Annotated in this window: 18 protein-coding genes; 3 read left to right on the forward strand and 15 right to left on the reverse strand. The window is 72.3% G+C overall.

The features are described 5' to 3' along the window. Nucleotides 1-41: 41 nt before the first annotated feature. The 12 genes from OG446_RS16105 to OG446_RS16160 all read right to left on the reverse strand — a co-directional run bounded on the left by OG446_RS16105 (nucleotide 42) and on the right by OG446_RS16160 (nucleotide 12969). Nucleotides 42-707 carry a phenylalanine--tRNA ligase beta subunit-related protein gene (locus OG446_RS16105; RefSeq protein ID WP_328894704.1) on the reverse strand — a complete coding sequence of 222 codons (666 nt, stop codon included), beginning with the start codon at nucleotides 705-707 and terminating at the stop codon, nucleotides 42-44. Next, nucleotides 704-2017, reverse strand: a complete 1314-nt coding sequence (locus tag OG446_RS16110; RefSeq protein ID WP_328894705.1) for a Gfo/Idh/MocA family protein — start codon at nucleotides 2015-2017, stop codon at nucleotides 704-706. Before OG446_RS16110 ends, OG446_RS16105 begins: the two co-directional genes overlap by 4 nt. A gap of 98 nt (nucleotides 2018-2115) precedes the next feature. Further along, nucleotides 2116-3231, reverse strand: coding sequence for an Ldh family oxidoreductase (locus tag OG446_RS16115; RefSeq protein WP_328894706.1), 1116 nt, complete (start codon nucleotides 3229-3231; stop codon nucleotides 2116-2118). A 33-nt stretch (nucleotides 3232-3264) separates the two neighbouring features. Then, nucleotides 3265-4572, reverse strand: a complete 1308-nt coding sequence (locus OG446_RS16120) for a M20/M25/M40 family metallo-hydrolase (protein WP_328894707.1) — start codon at nucleotides 4570-4572, stop codon at nucleotides 3265-3267. Beyond that, nucleotides 4565-5467 carry a sugar phosphate isomerase/epimerase family protein gene (locus tag OG446_RS16125; protein WP_328894708.1) on the reverse strand — a complete coding sequence of 301 codons (903 nt, stop codon included), beginning with the start codon at nucleotides 5465-5467 and terminating at the stop codon, nucleotides 4565-4567. Before OG446_RS16125 ends, OG446_RS16120 begins: the two co-directional genes overlap by 8 nt. Before the next feature lie 5 nt (nucleotides 5468-5472). Beyond that, entirely contained in the window at nucleotides 5473-6597 is a 1125-nt protein-coding gene (locus OG446_RS16130; protein WP_328894709.1) for a DegT/DnrJ/EryC1/StrS family aminotransferase, read from the reverse strand. Next, a complete protein-coding gene (locus tag OG446_RS16135) occupies nucleotides 6594-7754 on the reverse strand; it encodes a DegT/DnrJ/EryC1/StrS family aminotransferase (RefSeq protein WP_328894710.1) in 1161 nt (386 codons plus the stop codon). Before OG446_RS16135 ends, OG446_RS16130 begins: the two co-directional genes overlap by 4 nt. After that, nucleotides 7751-8548, reverse strand: coding sequence for a tryptophan synthase subunit alpha (gene trpA / locus OG446_RS16140; RefSeq protein ID WP_148020082.1), 798 nt, complete (start codon nucleotides 8546-8548; stop codon nucleotides 7751-7753). Before trpA ends, OG446_RS16135 begins: the two co-directional genes overlap by 4 nt. Further along, nucleotides 8545-9732 carry a tryptophan synthase subunit beta gene (gene trpB / locus OG446_RS16145; protein WP_328894711.1) on the reverse strand — a complete coding sequence of 396 codons (1188 nt, stop codon included), beginning with the start codon at nucleotides 9730-9732 and terminating at the stop codon, nucleotides 8545-8547. Before trpB ends, trpA begins: the two co-directional genes overlap by 4 nt. After that, the gene (locus OG446_RS16150; RefSeq protein ID WP_328894712.1) at nucleotides 9729-10526 is read right to left on the reverse strand and encodes an indole-3-glycerol phosphate synthase TrpC; all 798 of its coding nucleotides are present in this window, start codon (nucleotides 10524-10526) and stop codon (nucleotides 9729-9731) included. The genes trpB and OG446_RS16150 overlap by 4 nt, the downstream gene beginning before the upstream one ends. Next, on the reverse strand, nucleotides 10526-11629 hold the full coding sequence (gene trpD, locus OG446_RS16155; RefSeq protein WP_328894713.1) for an anthranilate phosphoribosyltransferase: 1104 nt from the start codon (nucleotides 11627-11629) through the stop codon (nucleotides 10526-10528). Before trpD ends, OG446_RS16150 begins: the two co-directional genes overlap by 1 nt. Beyond that, nucleotides 11629-12969: a nucleotide sugar dehydrogenase gene (locus OG446_RS16160; protein WP_328894714.1), complete on the reverse strand. Its 1341-nt coding sequence runs from the start codon at nucleotides 12967-12969 to the stop codon at nucleotides 11629-11631. Before OG446_RS16160 ends, trpD begins: the two co-directional genes overlap by 1 nt. Before the next feature lie 107 nt (nucleotides 12970-13076). Here OG446_RS16160 and pdxR point away from each other — a divergent pair, with 107 nt between their 5' ends. Further along, entirely contained in the window at nucleotides 13077-14477 is a 1401-nt protein-coding gene (pdxR, locus tag OG446_RS16165; protein WP_148020077.1) for a MocR-like pyridoxine biosynthesis transcription factor PdxR, read from the forward strand. Between the two features lie 101 nt (nucleotides 14478-14578). On the opposite strand, the gene OG446_RS16170 is transcribed toward pdxR, so the two are convergent. From OG446_RS16170 to OG446_RS16180, 3 genes are all read right to left on the reverse strand, one after another. After that, a complete protein-coding gene (locus OG446_RS16170) occupies nucleotides 14579-15253 on the reverse strand; it encodes a response regulator transcription factor (RefSeq protein ID WP_328894715.1) in 675 nt (224 codons plus the stop codon). Then, on the reverse strand, nucleotides 15237-16337 hold the full coding sequence (locus OG446_RS16175; protein WP_328894716.1) for a sensor histidine kinase: 1101 nt from the start codon (nucleotides 16335-16337) through the stop codon (nucleotides 15237-15239). The genes OG446_RS16170 and OG446_RS16175 overlap by 17 nt, the downstream gene beginning before the upstream one ends. A gap of 63 nt (nucleotides 16338-16400) precedes the next feature. Then, a complete protein-coding gene (locus OG446_RS16180; protein WP_328894717.1) occupies nucleotides 16401-17210 on the reverse strand; it encodes a 4'-phosphopantetheinyl transferase family protein in 810 nt (269 codons plus the stop codon). A 410-nt stretch (nucleotides 17211-17620) separates the two neighbouring features. Here OG446_RS16180 and OG446_RS16185 point away from each other — a divergent pair, with 410 nt between their 5' ends. Continuing rightward, on the forward strand, nucleotides 17621-18532 hold the full coding sequence (locus tag OG446_RS16185) for a UbiA family prenyltransferase (protein WP_328894718.1): 912 nt from the start codon (nucleotides 17621-17623) through the stop codon (nucleotides 18530-18532). Between the two features lie 287 nt (nucleotides 18533-18819). Next, complete coding sequence (locus OG446_RS16190; protein WP_328894719.1) at nucleotides 18820-19758, forward strand: ACP S-malonyltransferase; 939 nt, start codon at nucleotides 18820-18822, stop codon at nucleotides 19756-19758. The last annotated feature ends 285 nt before the right edge of the window (nucleotides 19759-20043 follow it).

Consider the following 20043-nt stretch of genomic DNA (forward strand, 5'->3'; position numbering starts at 1 on the left):
CGGACCACTTCACCGCGCTGCCCGGGAGACCCCCGGGGCCGCTACCGCACCGTTCCGCCCAGGAGTGCGGCAGCAGCCAGCAGGGCGTCCCGGCAGGAGTCCTCGTCGACGCCGGGGACCGAACAGGCCAGCAGCAGCACCCGGCGGGTCTCCGCGGTCACCGCCTGGTGCACGCCGTCGCGGTGGGCGAACTGCGAGAGCACGCGCTTCTCGTCGGCGAGCACCAGACCGCCCGCCTCCAGCGTCACCGGACCGTCCGCGCCGAGTGCGATGAACTCCTCGGTGCCGTCGGTCAGTCGGAGCGCGACCTCACCCTCCAGCATGTCCCGGTCGAACAGGCCGAGCGCGACGAGGTCGCGTACCGCCACCGCGTTGACGGCGTCGACGGCCGGGTTGATCCTCGGCCAGGCGCCGAGCGGCTTGGCCCGCAGCCCCCGGTCGATCAGCGCCTGCACGGAGGGCGGCCGCTTGTCGGGGTGGCTGCCGATCAGGCGGCTCAACTCCCGGTAGGCGGCGACGTTCGGGGCCGCGCGCACCTCGGCCCGGCTCGCCCCGGTCCACTGCGCGTGCGCCTCGGCCCAGACGTCGTCGGCCGGTGCGGGGCCGGCGGCGGGGATCTGCGCCTCCAGGGTCAGCACCTGGACGCCGGGCACGAGTGCGCGGGCCTCGGGTGTCACGGCGACCTTGCGGAAGGTGGGGGTCGTCATCGGGTTCCTCCGGAGAAGGTGAAGGTGTCCAGCGTATGCAGGTTCAGGTCCTCGGCCGTGAGGACGCGTTCGGTGTCGATGAGGATGTTGTAGTGGTTCGGCGCGTGGCACTCGTCGAATCCGGCCACCCGTCCGATCGGCCCGTCCGGCCCCGACACCACGTCGCCCCGGTCGATGACCGTGCCGGAGGGGAACTCGGCGAAGCCCAGGAATCCCACGTGGTCGACGCGGTCCCCGGTGGCGGAGGGCCGGTCGGTGGTGGTGACCAGCTCGTGGACGTCGCCGGCCCGCACGCAGCGCGACTGCCAGGGCGACAGCCGCATCCCGCGGTCCGTGCGCCGGTGGAACAGCAGCTTCACCAAGTGGGCCGAAACAGGCTCCTTGGCGGACATCCGCAGCCGCTGCTCCTTGGTCCGCCCGATGCCGTACGCCTCCTCGACGAGGTCGACGATGTGCGGACCCCGGTCCGGTCCGCTGCGTCCGTCGCGCACGACGCGGTGGAAGTCCGCCATGATGCCCGCGTACTCGTGGTCGAGGGAGGACTTGAACGCCTCGAAGCCGTCCAGCATGTCGGCGTGCAGCTCCCGGCCGTCCTTGAGGTGCACGGTGATGTCCTTGCGCTCACCGGTCTCCAGGGCCCAGTCCAGGTCCACCTGGACGGGTATGCCGCCGGCGGTGGCCAGGGTGAGTTCGGCGACGAACTCGACGCCGGACCTGACGTCCCCGATCGTGGCGTCGGTCAGCGTGAGGGGGCCGAGCACGGTCTCCAGGGCGTCCAGGGCGTTGGGGCCGTTGTCGATGATGCAACCGCCGCCGCAGCGGTCGAGGTCCTGGTACCAGCGGTCGGCGCCGGTGTGCTCCTCGATCTTCTCCTGGTAGCGGCTGGTGACGTGCGAGATGAGCTCGGGCTCCGGCAGCCGGTCCGCCAGGTCCTGGACATGGGTGTTGTAGCGGCGGTGGAAGGCGGTGAACAGGGTCGTGCCGTGCTCGTCGGCCAGCTGGATCAGCCGGTGGGCGTCCGCGGCGTGGACGGTCAGCGGCTTCTCGCAGCAGACGTGCACACCGGCCCGCAGGGCGTCGGCCACGACCGGGGCGTGCGCGTGGTTGGGCAGGGTGACCACGACACCGTCCACCAGCCCGGAGGCGAGGAGGTCGCGGTGGTCCGTGAACATCACGGTCCCCGGCGGGAATCCGGTCAGCTTCGCCTGGTCGAGGTCGCAGACGGCGGTCAGCCGCAGCTCCGGGTCGTCCTCGATGGCCTGAAGGAAGAAGGGCGCGATGACGCCCACTCCGATGACTCCGATACGCATGATGGTTCGGTCCTCTCCGTGTGCTGCGTGGATGGGTGTGCGGATGGGTGCGCGGCTCTGCCGTCGGGCGACCGGCCGGAGGCTGCGTGCGGCGCGCTTCAGGCGACCGGCTGGAGGCTGCGTGCGGTCAGTGCCTCGGGCGCCCGGACCGTCAGCTGCTCGGCGAGCGCCGCCAGGCCCTCGGCCACCGGTCCCGGCAGCTCCACGCCCTCGCGCTGCGACTGCGCGTACCGCAGGGCCTCGGGGGCGCCCGGGTAGGTGACGCCCCGCGTCGCGTACGCGGCGGCCGGGGAGTTCGCGACCGTGTCGAGCAGGATCCGGTTCTCGGCGGCGATGGCGTGCGCGGAGCCGAACGCCGACGGGTCGATCACGATCGCGGTGTGGCCGACGTTGTCGTCGCCCGCCGGTTCGCCCTTCAGCACGCCGGGCCGGGGGCCGTACGCCGCGCCGGAGAGCGGGCCGCACAGCAGGTCCACCAGGAGGGCGAGCCCGAAGCCCTTGGCGCCACCGGTCGCGGCGGGCCCGCCGAGCCAGGCGACGTCGGCCTCCTCGGCCATGAAGTCGGCCGGGTCGGAGGTCGGGGTGCCGTCGTGGCGGACCAGCCACTCCTGCGGGACCTCCCGGCCCTCCCGGTGGGCGGCCTTGATCTTTCCGGTGGCGACCACGGTGGTGCTCATGTCGAGGACGAACGGCGCGCCCTCGGTCACCGGGACGGCCGCGCTCAGCGGATTGGTGCCGAGCATCCGGACGGTGCCGCCGAGCGGCGGGGCGACGCCCTGGGCGCCGCAGTTCGTCATCGCCAGGCCGATCAGCCCGGCGGCGGCCGCCTTCTGCGTGTAGTAGCCGGCGCTGCCGAAGTGGGTGCTGTTGCGTACGGCGACCATGCCGATGCCGGTCTGCCGCGCCTTGGCCATGGCGATGTCCATGGCCAGGTCCATGGTGACCAGGCCGAGCCCGCGGTCCCCGTCGAGCAGGGCGGCCCCGGCGGTCTCCTGCACGATGCGCGGTGCGGCGCCCGCGTCGATCCGGCCGTCGAGCAGGCGGGGGGCGTAGATGTTCACCAGCCCGTTGGTGCCGTGCGTGGTGAAACCGTTCGCGTCGGCGTACGTGATGACGTCGGCGGCGGTACGTGCCGATTCGGCGTCCAGGCCGCACTCCGTGAGGACGTTGCGGACGAAGGCGGTGAGCTCGGCGAGGGGAACACGAACGGTCATGGCAAGTCCTCTGTCTTGTGGGTGAATTGGCTTTCAGGCGGTGTGCGCGGCGAACGCGTGCACCAGGTCCTTGATGCGCAGGGCGTACGTGTCCAGGTCGTCCAGGTGCACGAACTCGTCCGCGGTGTGCGCCCCGTTGGCGTCGAGGCGGCCGGGGCCGCAGGCGACGACATAGCGGCCGGGGCCCGGCGCCCAGATGGCGTCGCAGGTGAAGGCGGAGCCGTCGGCGAGGCCGTCGTGCCGGACGAACCCGGCCTCGTTCAGCAGGAGTTCGGCCTCGGGGTCACGGTTGTTCAGGGTGGGCAGACCCTGCTTCAGCCAGTCGAGGCGGACGATCCGGCGCCAGTCCTTCACCGTGCGGCGGCTGAACGGGTCATGGGCGTGCAGATGGGAGAACTCGGTACGGGCCTCCTCGATCAGCACTTCGAGGGAGGCCGCGAGCAGCTCGGCCTGCTCGGTCGCCGGGTAGGCGATGTTGAGGAGCAACTGCCCCGATCCGTACACCCGGTTGTGCGCGTTGCCGGTGTGCAGGCCGGAGACGCAGAGCTTGGCTCCCATGCCGTGGGCGAGCGGGCCGAGCCGGCGGGCGAGGAAGTCCGCGAGGAAGCCCAGCAGCACGGTGGCGTTGTGCCCGTCCGCGGGGTGGTCGTCGGTGGAGTCCTGGCCCGCCACCGTGATCCGCGGGGTCATCGCGGCGGTGCACCCGTCCATGAAGGTGTTGCCGGTCGGTTCGGCGAACACCATCAGGCGGCCGGTGTGGCCCGCGTCGATCAGCGCCCGCGTCCCGTACGTGCCCATCGCGCCGCCCTCCTCACCGGGCACGGACGCGATCTGCACCTCGATCCGGCCGTCGAGCCCCGGGTCCTCGGCGAAGGCGGCGGCGATCCCGGCCGCGGCGGCGACACCCGGGCCCTTGTCGTCGACGGCGCCCCGGCCGTGCAGGACCCGGCCCTCCAGGCGCGGCGGGACGTGCGGGCCGACCGTGTCCATGTGGAAGTTCACGACCAGCCGGCGCTCCTGCGGCTGCGGGGATCCGTACGCGACCACCACGGAGGGCTGTCCGTCCAGGAACCCGGACAGGTCCCGGCCGGCCACCTCCCGTACCGTGGCCGGCACTTCGGGCCGCTCCAGCAGTTCGGCCGCGGGCGGCCCGTGCAGTGCGGTGCGGAAGCCGCGCTCGGCGGCGCCGGCCAGGAACACCCGCTGCGCGCGGGCCGCTCCGTCCAGGGGGCCGCCCTCCAGGGGCGAGACCGAGTCGACGGCCATCAGCTCGGTCAGCCACTGGAGGTCCGCGGCCGCGAGGCCGCCCTCGGTGCGGGTCGTGCGGGCCGTCTCAGCCATGGTGGCTCTCCTCCCAGTACGTACGGCTGTCCGTGATGTCGATGCCGAGCAGCGCGGCGCAGCGCCGGGCGTACGTGCGGTAGCCGTCGGCGAGTGCGGCCGGATCGCCCGAAAGACCGAGGTGCGGGATGTGGGCGAGATGCGGCTCCAGGCTGTAGTAGCCGCGGTAGCCGTGCTCCTCCAGCAGCCGCACGCACGCGGCGACGTGGGCCGTGCCCTCGCCGGGCATCGTGAACTCGGCCTGTCCGCCGGAGCGGATCCCGTCCTTGATGTGCACGTGCTCCACCCACGGCAGCACCCGGCGCAGGAAGTCGAGGGAGTCGTAGCCGTAGGCGAGCCCGTTGCCCGTGTCGAACAGCAGCCGCAGGCGAGGGCTCGCGACCTCCTCCAGCATGTGCACGGTGTGCGCGGCGCTCTGCCCGGCCCAGCCCTGGCAGTTCTCGTGCAGCAGGGTCACACCGAGGCGCTCGGCCTCCCGGGCCAGCGTCCGCATCCGGCGCAGCGACTCGGTCCGCCACTCGCGCTCCGGCCGGCCGTCGTTGGGGTACGACATGACGCGCAGCCGGTCGCAGCCGAGCAGCGCCGCCGCCTTCGCGGAGCGCTCCAGCGCCGCGAGCTCTCCGTCCATTCCGGTGGCGACGGTGGTGGACCAGGAGCCCACCGGGGTGTCCACGACCGGCACCCGCAGGCCCGCGACGATGGTGCGCCGGGCCAGGTCGGCGGCGTCGCCGGCGGGCAGCTCGTGCAGTCCGAGGCCGTCGACGGTACGCAACTCGATGGCGTCCATGCCCAGTTCGTGGTGGATGGCCAGCTGGCCTGCCAGATCGGGGGCGGCCTCGTCCCCGATGCCGCACAGCCGGTCCGCGGTGATGCCCAGGAGGTTCGGCACAGACACCGCGCTCACCTCCCCGCTGCGTAGAAGCGGCTGACGGCGGCCACGACCTGCTCGGCAGCCCCCGGCGCCATGTCCGGGTGCAGGGGCAGTGCGAGCGCCTCACGGGAGAGCTGCTCGGCCACGGGGAAGTCACCGGGCCCGTACCCGAGGTGGGCGAAGGCGGGCTGGAGGTGGAGGGGGCGCGGGTAGTAGACGGCCGTCTCGATGCCCTGGCCGGCCAGATGGGCGCGGAGTTCCTCGCGCTGCTGGGCGCGCACCACGTAGGTGTAGACGGAGCGGCCCTCGAACCCGGCCGGCGGGGGAAGCAGCGCCGGTCCGAGCGGGCGCAGGCCCTCCTCGTACACGGCGGCGATCTCGCGGCGCCTGGCCAGGAGCCGGTCCAGGTGCGGGAGTTTGCGCAGCAGGAAGCCGGCGCTCAGCTCGTCCATCCGGCAGTTGAAGCCGAGGAGCTCGTGGTAGAAGCGCTTGCCGGCGGGCTGGCCGTGGTTGCGCAGCATCCGGGCGGTACGGGCCAGGTCGTCGTCGTCCGTGACGATCATCCCGGCGTCGCCGATGCCGCCCGCGGGCTTCGCCGGGAAGAAGGAGTAGACCCCGGCGTGCCCGTGCCGGCCGGCGGGCTTGCCGTCCACCTCGGCGCCCAGCGCGATCGCGCTGTCCTCGACCAGGTGCAGCGAGTGCCGGGCGGCGATCTCCGCGAAGGCGCCCATCTTCGGGGAGCCGCTGAACAGATAGGCCGGCAGGAGCGCCCGGGTGCGGTCGGTGACGGCGGCCTCGGCGGCGGCCGGGTCGAGCAGGCCCGTCTCGTACTCGACGTCGGCGAAGACGGGGCGGGCTCCGCGCAGGGCGACGGTGGAGGCGGTGGAGACGAACGAGAACGCGGGGGTGACGACCTCGTCCCCGTCGCCGAGGCCGAGCGCGGCCAGGACCACGGTCAGTGCTCCGGTGCCGCTCGCCACGGCGACGGCGTGCGCCGCCCCGGTGCGTGCGGCGATCTCCGCCTCCAGCCGCTCGACCCGGGACTTCAGGATGAACTCGTCGCTCTCGGCGACCTCCTGGAAGACCTCCACGAGGTCGTCGGCCCAGTCGGCCGAGCGGGCGGGCCAGTCGAAGTACGGGATGACGGTGGTCACGATGCGGCTCCGTAGAAGGCGTGGACGAGGGCGGCGACGCGGTCGGCCTGCTCATCGGTGAGGTCGGGGTAGAGGGGCAGCGCCAGGGCGCGCCGCGCGGACGCTTCGGACACCGGGACGGGGTGGCGGGAGCCGGGCAGCGGGGCGAGCAGCGGCTGCTGGGTGAGCGGGCGCGGGTAGTACGCCTCGGTCCCGACCCCGTGGGCCTCCAGGTACGCGGCCAGCTCGTCGCGGCGGTCGCACTCGATCAGGTACACGTAATAGACCTGGTTGCTCGGCGTCTTGGCGGGCGCCATCCACGGCGTCGTCACGGTCCCGGCGAGCGGGGCGAGCAGCCGGTCGTAGCGGGCGGCCAGTTCGGCTCGCCGCCCGATCTCCTCGCCGAGGCGCTCCAGGCGGTGCAGCAGGAACGCCGACTGCAGTTCGTCGCAGCGGCTGTTGTAGCCGATCTCCTGGTAGACGTACGCACCGTCGGTGTCGTACGCGCCGTCCGTGCCCTGGCCGTGCAGGCGCAGCCGCCGGGCGGACGCGGCGATGTCGTCGTCGTCCGTGAGGAGCATGCCGGCGTCGCCGAGCGAGCCGAGGGTCTTGGTGGGGAAGAAGGAGAGCACCCCGCCGCTGCCCCACAGGCCGGCGTGCACCCCGCCCGCCCGCATGTCGATGCCCTCGGCACTGTCCTCCAGCAGGAGCAGCCCGTGCCGGTCGGCCAGGTCCTTCAGCGCCTCCATGTCGGCCATCTGCGAGAACAGGTGCACCGGCATGATCGCCTTGGTGCGCTCGGTGATCGCGGCCTCGGCGCGCTCCGGGTCCATCGCGTAGCTGCCGGGCAGCACGTCCACGAGCACCGGCTCGGCGCCCACGTGCAGGACGCACGACGCGCTGGCGAAGAAGGTGTACGCGGGGACGATGACCTCGTCGCCGGGGCCGATGCCCGCCGCCCGGAGGAGGATCACGAGGGCGTCGGTCCCGTTGGCGACGGCCACCGCGTGCCGGGCGCCGGTGCGCGCGGCGATCGCGGCCTCCAGTTCGGCGGTGACCGGGCCCGAGGTGAACCGGCCGGAGGCGGCGACCTGGCGGACCATGGCCTCCAGTCGGTCCCGGTCCCGGCGGGCGGAGGCGGCCCCGCTGAAGAACGGGATGGCGGTGGCGTCACTCATCGCGTGGCCGCCTTGAGGGAGGAGATCAGCCCCGTGACGGCCTGGCGGCGGCCCGCCGCGTCCCGGGCGGCGCCGATGGCCTGGAGCAGCGCGCTGCCCACGATCACGCCGTCCGTCTTGCCGTGCAGCGACGCCACGTGCTCGGGGCGGGAGATGCCGAAGCCGACGGCCATCGGGGTGTCGCCGGCCGCGCGGACCCGCTCCAGGTAGGCGTCGAGGCCCGGGTCCAGGTCCTTGCGGACTCCGGTGACGCCGTTGGCGGCCAGCACGTACAGGAAGCCGCGGGAGGCGGCGGCGGAGGCCGCGATGCGCTCGGCCGAGCTGCCGGGTGCGGTGAAGAACGTCTGGCCCAGCTCGTTGGCCTCGGCGTGCGCCAGCCACTCGGCGCCCTCGCTGACCGGCAGGTCGGGGACGACGAACCCGTCGACGCCGGCCGACCTGGCGTCGTCGTACAGCTGGGTGAGGCCGTAGCGCAGGAACGGGTTGCAGTAGCCCATCAGCACGATCGGCGCCTCGACGCCTGCGGCACGCGCCTCGGCGACGACGTCGAGGGTGGCGGCGGCGGTGGTGCCGGTGTCCAGGGCGGCCTGGCCGGTGGCCTGGATGACCGGTCCGTCACCCAGCGGGTCGGAGAACGGGACACCGAGCTCGATCACATCGGCGCCGGCCTCCACCGCGGCGGAGATCAGGCCGACGGTCTCGCCGAGCAGCGGGTAGCCGGAGGTGATGTAGGCGACGAGGGTGGTCTCGTCCTTGGTCCGGTTGTCGGTGAAGGTCTGTTCGATGCGCTTCATCGGGCGTTCTCCTCACGCTGCTTGAGGGCGGCCATGGCGGAGGTGAGGTCCTTGTCGCCGCGGCCGGAGAGGTTGACGAGGACGGTGGAACCCGGGGCGCACTCGCGGGCGACCTTCAGGGCGCCGGCCACCGCGTGCGCGGACTCCAGGGCCGGGAGGATGCCCTCCTGGGAGCTGAGTGCGACGAACGCGTCCAGGGCCTCGTTGTCGGAGGCGGAGATGTACTCGACCTTGCCGGTGTCCTTGTAGTGGGAGTGCTCGGGGCCGACGCCCGCGTAGTCCAGGCCGGGTGCGATGGAGTGGGTGAGCTGGATCTGCCCGTCGTCGTCCTGCAGCAGATAGGTGCGGGTGCCCTGGAGGACGCCCGGGTCCCCGTAGAGCAGCGGCGCCGCGTGCCCGCCCTGCCCGCCCTTGCCCTCACCGGCGGCCTGTACGCCGACGAGACGGACCGGGTCGTCGAGGAAGGCGCTGAACATCCCGGCCGCGTTGGAGCCGCCGCCGACACAGGCCACGACCGCGTCGGGCAGCCGGTCGTTCGCCTCCAGGAACTGGGCGCGGGCCTCCCGGCCGATGACCGACTGGAAGTTGCGCACGATCGTCGGGAAGGGGTGCGGGCCGACGACCGAGCCGAGCAGGTAGTGCGTGGTGTCGGGGCGCGCGATCCACTCGCGGATCGCCGCGTTGATGGCGTCCTTCAGCGTCGCCGTGCCCAGGTCGACCAGCTCGACGCGGGCCCCGAGCAGCTCCATCCGCTGCACGTTGGGGGCCTGCCGCTCGGCGTCGACCCGGCCCATGTAGACGGTGGCGTCGAGACCGAGGTAGGCGCAGGCCGCGGCCACGGCCACACCGTGCTGGCCGGCGCCGGTCTCGGCGATGATCTGCTTCTTGCCGAGGCGCCGGGCGAGCAGCGCCTGCCCGATCGAGTTGTTGATCTTGTGCGCGCCGGTGTGGGTGAGGTCCTCGCGCTTGAGCCAGAGCTTGACGCCGTTCTCCGTGGCCCCGAGCCGGTGCAGCTCGGTGATCGGCGTGGGCCGGCCGACGAACATCTTGAGCAGCTTGTCGAGCTCCGCGGTGAACTCCGGGTCCAGGAGCGCCTTCTGGTACTCCTCCTCCAGTTCCTGAAGCGGGCCCACCAGGGTCTCCGCGACGAACTGTCCGCCGTACTCGCCGAATCGGCCGTTCACGAGGCCACCTCCAGAATCTGGACCCCGGTGTAGGACCGCAGCTGGGCGGCGGGGTCGGGGCTGCTGAGCAGGGACTCGCCGATGAGCGCGGCGTCGAAGCCGTGCGCGGCGATGCGTTCGATGTCGGGGCGGCCCGACAGGCCGCTCTCGCTGACGGTCAGCACGCCGCGCGGGATGTCGCGGCGCAGCCTGGCCGAGTTGTCCAGGTCGACCGAGAAGGTCTGCAGGTCCCGGTTGTTGATGCCGACGATGCGGGCGCCGGCGGTCAGGGCCCGGTCCACCTCGTCCTGGGTGAAGGTCTCCACCAGCGCGTCGAGGCCGAGGCCGTGCGCGGTGCGCACCAGGTCGGTCAGCAGCGCGTCGTCGACGGCGCGGGCGATGATCAGGATGCCGTCGGCGCCGCTGTCGTGGGCGAGCGTCACCTGGCGGACGTCGACCAGGAAGTCCTTGAACATGACGGGGACGGTGACGTCCGGGTGCTCCGCGACCGTGCGGACCAGCTCGGGCGAGCCGCCGAAGTAGGGCGAGTCGGCGAGCACGGAGATGGCCGAGGCGCCTCCCTCGATGTAACTGCGGGCGGTGGGGACGGCCAGCGCGGGGTCGAGCAGCCGGCCCTTGGACGGGGACGCGGGCTTGATCTCGGCGATGACCGAGATGTCGGGGCCGCCGAGCGCGGCGGCGAACCGGCCGGGTACGGCGGGTGTCCTGCGGCCGCGGGCTGCGGCGTCGGCTGCCGCCGGGCCGCTCCAGGCGGCACGTTTGGCGGCGACGATGTCGTCGAGGTGCGTGGCCATCAGGTGGTCTCCGGGGTAGTGATCGGGGTGGTCTGCGGGGCCCGGGCGGTCCTCGGGGCCGGGGCGGCCTTCGTCGTCCGGCTGCGGGCGAGCCGGCCGGTCAGGGCGGCCGGGGCTCCCTGCTCCACGGCGCTGCGCGCCAGGGCGACGCCGGACGCCAGGTCCGGGGCGTGACCGGACAGTTGGAGCACGGCCGCCGCGTTCAGCAGGACGGTGTCCAGCAACGGTGCGGGGGCCGTCCCGTCGAGGACCTGGCGGGCGAGGACCGCGTTGCGTGCCGCGTCACCGCCCGCCAGTTCGGCCCGTCCGGCCGCTCGCAGCGGCAGCCCGGCCGGGTCGACGGTGAACTCGGTGAGCTCGCCGCCGTCCACCTGGAGCACCCGTGCGGGGCCCGCGGTGGTCAGTTCGTCCATCCCGTCGAAGCCCTGGATGACCCAGGTCCGCCGGTAGCCGAGCCGCAGGGCGGCCTGCGCCAGCACCTCCTGGTCCTGCCGGGTCGCCGTGCCGATGAGCCGGCCGGTCAGCGGGACCGGGTTGGCGAGCGGGCCGGACAGGTTGAACAGGGTGCGGAAGCCGAGCCGGCGGCGGACCGGGGCCAGTCTCCGCAGCGCCGGATGGAGCGCGGGTGCGAAGAGGAACGCGAACCGGTGCTCGGCCAGCAGCTCCGTGAGGCGCTCCCCGGGGTCGAGGTCGATCCCGAGGGCCTCCAGCAGGTCGGCGCTCCCGCACTGCGAAGTCGCCGCCCGGTTACCGGCCTTGGCCACGGTCGCCCCGGCCGAGGCGGCGACCAGACCGGCGAGCGTGGAGATGTTGACCGAGCCGCTGCCGTCACCGCCGGTGCCGACCACATCGACCGCCGGGCCCGTCCAGGCGACCCGCCTGGCCACCGCCAGCACCGCCTCCACCGCTGCCGCCACCAGGACCGGGCTCGCCCCGCCCACCGCGACCGCGGTCAGGAAGGCAGCGGCGTCCACCTCGTCCGTGGCCTCGTCCAGCAGCTCCGCCACCGCCGCCCGGGCCGCCTCGGCCGACACCGTACGACCCGCGACCGCGTCCCGGGTGACGGTGGGGAGCGCACGGCCGGCGAGCAGGGTGGCCGCCATCAGAGCACCGCCACATTGCTGGCCGCCGTGAGCTTGTTGTGGGTGTCGAGCACGACCGGCGGGATGCCCCACAGCAGGTCCTGCTCCAGGCCGGGCACCGGGGTGACCATCACCGCCGCGTCCAGCTGCGCCAGCTCCACCACCGCCCAGTCGGCCGACGTGACCGGCTCCCCGTCGACGACGAGCCCCGGCACCAGCGGGTCGTGGTACGAGACGACGGCCCCGGCGGCCCGCAGGCCCCGGATGACGTCCAGGGCGGGCGCGTTGCGCAGATCGGCGACGCCGGACTTGTAACTGACCCCGACCACCAGCACCTTGGCGCCCCTCAGGGAGGAGCCGCGCGCCTCGACGAGCTCGGCGAGCCGCTCCACGACCTGCCAGGGCCGCTGCTCCACGCGCTCGAACGCGGCGGCCACCAGGTCCATTCCGGTGCCGGCCCGGTGCGCGGCCTCCCGCAGGAACAGCGGATCGACCGGGATGCACTCGCCGCCGACGCCCGGCCCCGGGTAGTGCGGGAGGAAGCCGTAGGGCTTGGTGGCCGCGGCGTCGATCACCTCGCGGACCGGTATGTCCAACGCCCGGCACAGGTCGGACAGTTCGAGCGTGAGGCTGATGTTGACCAGCCGGAAGGTGTTCTCGAAGACCTTGGAGAGTTCGGCGACCTCGGTCCGGGACACCGGGACGACCGTCTCGCAGACCAGCCCGAACAGGGCCGCCGCGCGGCGGGTGCACTCCTCGGTGAGGCCGCCCACTACCTTCGGGGTGTTCGACAGGTTCCAGCCGCTCGTGTTGGCGGGGTCGACCCGCTCCGGGGCCATCGCCACGTGGAAGTCGGTGCCCGGCTCCAGGCCGGTGGCGCGGGCCAGGGCGGCCGCCGCGGTGGCGGTGGTGCCCGGCGGGACCGTGGACTGCAGGATCAGCAGCGTCCCGCGGCGCAGCAGCGGCGCCACCGAGTCCATCGCGGCCCCCACGTAGTCCAGGTTGGCCTGCTGGTCACCGGTGACCGGGGTGGGGACGCAGACGATCAGGACGTCGGATCCGGCGAGCTCGCCGGACTCGGTGGTCGCCTTCAACCGCTCGCCGACCGCGGCCAGTTCGGAGTCGCTCACGTCCGGAAGGTAGGAACTGCCGCGGGCCACCCGGCCGACGCGCTCGGCGTCGGTGTCCATCCCGAGGACCCGGAGGCCGGCCGCGGCGAAGCCGAGACCGAGCGGCAGACCGGTGTATCCGAGGCCGACGATTCCCACCCGCAGGGTGCGGCGTTCGATCTTCTCGTCGAAGACGCTTGCGCCGTCCCGCCCATGGATCACGGGAGCGAGTACGCCAGTCATTTCAGCCATGGGGTTCTCCCTCTGAGTGCTATAAATAAAGGCCGTTGGCGTGATCAAGTAGGCCAGTGGGCGAGGGAGACCACCCAGACCACTGCGGGGGAGACGGAGCAGACCAGATGGCCTGGCATCTGTCGGTGCAAGTGGACCGGGACTCGGCGGTGCCACTCACCGCACAGCTCCAGAACGCCATCAAGACCAGGGTCGAGGACCGGGTTCTGCACCCCGGCGCACGCCTGCCGTCGAGCCGTCAACTCGCCCTGGACCTGGGGCTTTCGCGCAGTGTGGTGGTCGAGGCGTACGAGCAGCTGATCGCCGAGGGCTACCTGGACGCGGTCCGCGGATCGGGCACCCATGTCGCGCGGAAGATGCCCGACAGCGTCGGCGACACCTCCCTGCTGGACTCCCGTCCGGCGACGAGCGCGCGCTGGGATCTGCGGGTCGGCATAGCGAACCTGTCGAACTTCCCGCGCCAGGAGTGGCTCAACTCCTATACGAAGGTCCTGCAGAACGTCGGCCGCGAAGGCATGGACTACCCCCCGGTCGCCGGCATCGCCGAACTGCGCAACGAACTCTCCGGCTATCTGGGCCGGGTGCGCTCGGTCCACACCGAGCCCGGGCAGGTGATGGTCACCGCGGGATTCGCCCAGGGCCTGGCCCTGCTCTCCGACTCCCTCCAGCGCCTCGGCATCCATGAACTGGCCATCGAGGAGCCGGGACACAGCGGCCAGCGCCGCTTCATCCTGGACACCGGGCTGACACCCCTGCCGGTCCCCGTCGACGAGGAGGGCCTGATCGTCGAGGCCCTGGAGCGCTCGGGCGCCCGCGCGGTCCTGGTCACCCCCGCGCACCAGTTCCCGACCGGGGTCATGATGTCGCCGGAGCGCCGCGAACAGCTCCTGGCCTGGGCGCGGGCCCGGGACGGCTGGATCATCGAGGACGACTACGACGGCGAGTTCTGGTTCGACCGCGGGGTCAGGCCCACCGCACTGCAGGAGGGCGACCCGGAGCGGGTGGTCTACGCGGGCACCACGAGCAAGGTCCTGGTCCCCGGTCTGCGGCTGGGCTGGCTGGCGATACCCCCGAAGCTGTACCCGCTGATGGAGCGGGTCCGCTCCCGCCAGGACCAGGGCTCCGACACCCTCACCCAGCTGGCCTTCGCCGAGCTGATGCGCAGCGGCCTGCTGGACCGGCACCTGCGCCGGGTCCGCTCCCGCTACCGCTCCCGCCGCGAGGCGCTGGCCGCGGCCGTCCACGAGTCCCTGCCCGAGGCCCGCATCATCGGCTGCGCGGCCGGCCTGCACAGCTACGCCGTACTGCCCCCGGGCACCGACGAGGCGGCCGTGGTGCACGGCGCCCTGCGCCGCTCGGTCCTGGTCCGCAGCGGCGCGGCGTTCCGCTTCGGCGGGCCGCCCGGCGAGCCGGGCCTGCTCCTGGGATACGGCTCACTGCCCCTCACCGGCATCTCCGAGGCCGTGGCGGCCATCGGCGCGTCGTACGAGGAGGCCCGCCGCGGCTGAGCCCGTACGGCGGTACGAGGAGGCCCGCCGCGGCTGAGCCCGTACGGCGGCCCCTCCGCCCGGGGCCACGGGCCCCGGAGCGTCGAGCGGCCACGCGCCCCTCAGCGCATCGAGCGGCCCCGGGGTGCCGCGATCAGCTTCTGGGCCAGCGCCTTGTTCACCGCGTCGATGCGCGACACCGCGTCCAGCTTGTCGAAGATGTTGCGCAGGTGACGCTTGACGGTGCCTTCGGTGATGCCGAGCCTGGCCGCGATCTGCCGGTTGCTCATGGCCTCCGCGACGCACGTCAGCACCTCGCGCTCGCGCGGCGACACCGGCCCGGCCTCCTGGTCGTGCGCCTGGTCGCCACCCGCCGTGTAGCCCGAGCGCGGCACCAGGATGGTGATCTGGTCGTCGTCCCGCGCGGCGTTGCGGACCGCGCTCAGCAGCGCCGCCCGGGAGACGCTCTTGTGCAGATAGCCCCGGGCGCCCAGCTGCAGCAGCTCATGGACGAGCGGCTGGTCGTCGTACATGGTGAGGATGATGATCCGCAGGCTGGGGAATCGTTCCAGCAGCCCGCGCACGGCCGCCCGGGGGTGGTGGTCCGGCATCTCGACGTCGAGCAGCAGCACATGCGGCTGGTGCCGCTCCACCAGCTCGACCAGCCCCCGCCCACTGCTCGCCTGGGCGACGACCTGCAAGTCGTCCTCAGCGTTGAGCAGTTCGGCCAGCGCCGTGCGCAGCAGCGTGTGGTCGTCGGCCGCCAGGATGCGGATCAGTTCAGGTCGCGCGTTCAACGGAATCACCTGGGAGGTCCATCAGCGGGATCGTGAGCGTGACCCGGGTTCCCTCGGGTGCACTGGCGAACAGGATGGTGCCGCCGAGCAGTTCGACCCGCTCGGTGCACGACGCGATCCCGTTGGCCCGGCCCGCCGTGGCGGCCTCCGAGACGTCGAAGCCGCATCCGTCGTCCTCGATCAGCGCCTGCAGTTTGTACGGTGCGATGTCCACCGTCGCGAGCACGTGCTCGGCCTCCGCATGCGCCAGGGAGTTGCGCAGGCACTCCCGCACCACGAGGAACACCTCGTCGAGCACGTCCTGCGGGGCCCACTCCTCACTGCCGTTGACCTTGATCCGCACCTTGGAGGGGGTGATCTCCATCGATTCGAGGAACGCGGTGAACGCCGACTCCAGCGTGCCCTCGCGGTCGGCACGGCGCAGCTGGGTCACCAGGTCGCGGATGATGCCGAGGGCCTCGGTGAGGGTGTCCTTGACGGCCCCGATCCGCACGGCGACCTCGTCGGGGCTGGATTCCCAGGTCAGTTCGTGCAGCTCGATACGGCGCAGGGCGAGGCTGACGTGGTTGCCGAGGTGGTCGTGTATCTCGCGGGCGAGCTGGCGCTGGCTGGCCGCGTTGACCTCCCGCACCGTGTTCAGCAGATAGGTGTCGTGGCCGATCGCGCCGGCCTCCAGCCGTCTGCCGATCCCCTGCTGCAACGTACGCACACCGGCCTGGAAGCCGTCGAACGCGGCGGGCGAGTCGACCATCGCCTTCCCGAGCGCGTCGAAGACGATGTCGAAGAGGATCATCCCGGCACGGATGGAGTGGACGGCGTCGATGCCCTGCGTCGCCCGCGCCACACCCAGGCCCTCGACCTGCTGGATCAGCCGGTCGCGCACATCGGCCCGGCCGTTGCGCAGGCTGTCCGCGCAGTCCCGGATGATCCGTTCGGCCTGCAGGGCGCAGGTATGCCAGGTCTCTTCGGAAGCGACCAGGGGGCTTTTGATCTTTTCGAGCCGGCCCCGGTAGTCGGACAGTAATTCATGCGTCCGGCCCAGAAGTTGTTCGGCCGTGTCGGATTCAACAAAACCGGAATGCATCAAAAGAGCCCCCACCCTCATCAGAAACCGACTGTCGGATCATCATCGTACGGTTACGGAATGTCAACACGACTCCACCCGTCCCACGTTCTGAGACAAGTTGCGTGACGGCCACGAGAAAACGCTTACCGCAGCCTCTGACATCGCCGTGGCGACGCAACCCACATATCCGTCGGGGCAGTCCACATCGTGAACGTACCAGTCGGCGGAATCACCTGACCGGTGCGCGCGCCGCAGTCCGCCCGCCCCGGGAGCGCCGACCGACACCGGTATCCGCAGACCGGTTCCCGCCGCTTTGCCCACCGCCTCGACCGCGGTCCAGGTGCGGAATCCAGCAATCCGGTCTTGCGCCCCCACCGCGGGCACACGCCCCCAGTCGAAGGTCGCGCGGAGCCGCTCGACGTCCACGCCGACCGCGCCCGGCTCCCCGGCCACGCCCACCAGGGCGGCGGCTCCGGAATGAGACAGGCTGAAGCCGAGATCAGGCCACGGCCCGTCCACGAGCACAGGCCGTCCGCGGCCGCAGCCGCCGCACACCTCCGGCTCGGGACAGCGGCGGGTGAAACGGGGCAGACCGGGAGCGACGCCGAGGTAGCCGCCGAGCACGGTCCTCAGCGCGAGATGCGCCCGGCGGTAGCGCCACTGCGCACGGGGGTGACGGATCCGCGCCGCACGGGCGCGTTCGCCGGGATCGAGGACCAGGTCCGCACGCTCGGGCGGCACATGGTCCAGCGGGACGGACCAGACATGGATCTCCCCCGGCGCGAGAACCGGGATGCTCGGGAAAGGAGACGAGGACGAAGAGGGCAGGGACGGGGACAGGAGGGTACGCATGATGGCTTCCCGGGGTCGGAAACGGACCAGGGCTGCCAACGGCCCATAACGGGAAGCGGGGTGCCGGAAACGACGGCGCCCGCCTGCTCACCAGCGAAGCGCGGGCGGGAGACGGGCGGGGGGTCCACTTCGGCGGTGGACCGGCGTACCAGAACGGAGGCTCGGGACTCCGGCAGTGGACCCGCATACCGGAACGGAGGCTCAGGACTCCGATGGTGGACCGGCATACCGGAACGGAGGCTCAGGACTCCGGCGATGGGCCGGCTACCGGAACAGGGGCATAGGACTCCGGCACAGCCCGCTCCGGCACGGGAGGAATTCCGGAATCCGACCCGCCGGTATTCCATGCCTCTTTAGTGGTAGGCATGGCTCATTTGCAGAACAGTCAGGTACCCCTGCCCGTGCCTAGGCTCCTGGGCATGCCTATGGCGACGATACGGCCACTGCCTGTGACTGCACCCAGTGGTTCGAAGTACCGGATTCCAAGCATTCTGCGACTCTGCATCGAAGAATCCCGCCCCGCCGTTCTGATGGCCTTCCAGCTCCGCTATTTCGCCGGTATCGCACTGGCGCTCGCGGCGGATCCGGCCCTCGGCACCCGACCGGTTCTTCAGGCGGTGTTCGGCTCCCTCGCATGGTTCGGCGCCATCTTCTACACCTATCTCTACAACGGATGCACGGATTACCACGAGGACCGGGTCAACGGCTCGGCCCGCCCGATCGCGAGCGGCCGGCTGCCCCGTCACACCGCACTGCTCGTCGCCCGCGGTGCGGCCGTCGCCTCGCTGATATCCGCGGCGTGCGCCGGGTTCGGCCCCCTGCTGCTGTGCACGGCCATGCTCCTGCTCGGGCACGCCTACTCCGCACCCCGCACCGTCTGGAAGAACAGCACACCCGCGGCGATGGGCGTCGTGTTCCTCTCCGGGCTTCTCACCTACGCCGCAGGCCCCCTCGCGCTCGGCGTCTCGCCCAGCTCACCCGCGCTGTTCCTCACGGCCCTCGCCATGTCCCTGTGGATGGCGCTCGTCGGCGCGGTCGCCAAGGACTTCTCCGACATCGAAGGTGACACCGCGGCCGGCCGCCGGACCTGGGCCGTCACCCTGGGCGAACGACGCACCCGCGTCCTGGTCGCGGCCGGCGCCGTCGCCGTGGGCACCCTCTTCACCGCCGGAGCGCTGCGCTGGGCGCCGGAGCAACTGCCCACCGCCTGCGTGGTCCTGGTGGGCGGCCTGGCCCTGGCCGCCGTGACGCTCGCGGGCCACGCCACCGACGACCGCCATCTGCGCCGCCGCCCGTACCGCTTCTTCATGGTCACGCAGCACTGCGCACATCTGGCCCTGCTCGGCCAGGCCGTCGCCTGATATGCGGATCGACACGCGAAACCGGCCCGGAAACACAAAGGAACACCCCCCCTCCCAAAGGCGCATTCAGCCACCACTCAAGTGCAACGCAGCGTCCTTACAGGGTGGTTGAAGTGGTTTCATCACCGGAGAAAGCAACGGATCGCAACAATGCGATCCGGACCGCGGTATCCGGGAATGGGAAAGTCACTGACGCCAGTGGCGGGGAACGCGTGTCAGTGGACGGTGACGCGTCACCCACCACGCAGTGGCATATCGCCCCGGCCGCAGGAAGGAGACGGAAGACGATGGCGAGCACCCGACTGGCGCTCATGTTCCCCGGCCAGGGAGCGCAGCGTCCTGGCATGGGCCTGCCCTGGCACCGCACCCCCGGCTGGTCCGTGGTGGCCGAGGTCTCCGAGGCCGCCGGCCGGGACATGGAGGCCCTGCTGCTGGACGCCGGCACGGAGACGCTGCGGCGCACCGACAACGCCCAGCTGACCACCTTCACCCTGGCCATGGTGGCGCTGACGGAGCTGCGCCGCCAGCACCCGCTGGCCGCCTTCCCCGGCGCCTGCGCCGGACACAGCCTGGGCGAGTACTCCGCACTCGTCGCCGCCGGGATCCTCGACCCGCAGGACGCGGTCCGGCTGATCGTGGCACGCGGCGCGGCCATGCAGACGGCCTGCGCCCGGGCGGACGGAGCGATGGCCGCGATCCTCGGCCTGGACGCCGCACAGGCCCAGCTCGTGGTCGACGAGATCCACGCGGACGGCGGCCAGGTGTGGGTGGCGAACCTCAACTCACCGCAGCAGACGGTGATCGCGGGCCACGCGGCCGATGTCGAACGCTGCTCCCGGGCGGCGGAGCGGGCAGGGGCGGCCAAAGTGGTGGCCCTGACGGTCGGCGGCGCCTTCCACACCCCGCTGATGGCCGAAGCGGTCGAGCCCTTCGCCGCGGCCCTCGCCACGGCCCGGTTCATGCCGGGCCACTCCGCGGTCGTCTCCAACGTGGACGCCCGCGCCCACCGCGGCGGGCCGCACTGGGCGGAACTCCTCCGTCACCAGCTCACGGCACCGGTGCGCTGGGCGGACACGCTGCACACCCTCACCACGGAACTGGCCTGCGACCGCCTCATGGAGATCGGCCCCGGCAGGACCCTGACGGGCCTCGCCAAGGCCACCGTCCCCCGGGTCCCCCGCGACACGTTCTCCGACCCGCAGACCTCCCTGGCCCCCGCAGCCTGACCACAGGCCACCCCACGGAGCACCCACACCACCCAACCCCATCCCCCGCGGAGCACCCGCACCACTCAACCCCGTCCGGCACGCACCCCACGAAGCACCCGCACCACTCAAGCCCGTCCCCCACGGAGCACCCGCACCACTCAAGCCCGTCCGGCGATTGAGGACGGAACCCCGCACCCCGCGGGGACCCGCACCACCCCCGTACATCCCCCGCGGGGGTGCACAAAGGGCCGTCACCCGGATCCCGGGTGACGGCCCTTCCCCGTACAGGCGTACAGGCGTACA

It is taken from the genome of Streptomyces sp. NBC_00236, assembly GCF_036195045.1.
Taxonomy (GTDB): Bacteria; Actinomycetota; Actinomycetes; order Streptomycetales; family Streptomycetaceae; genus Streptomyces.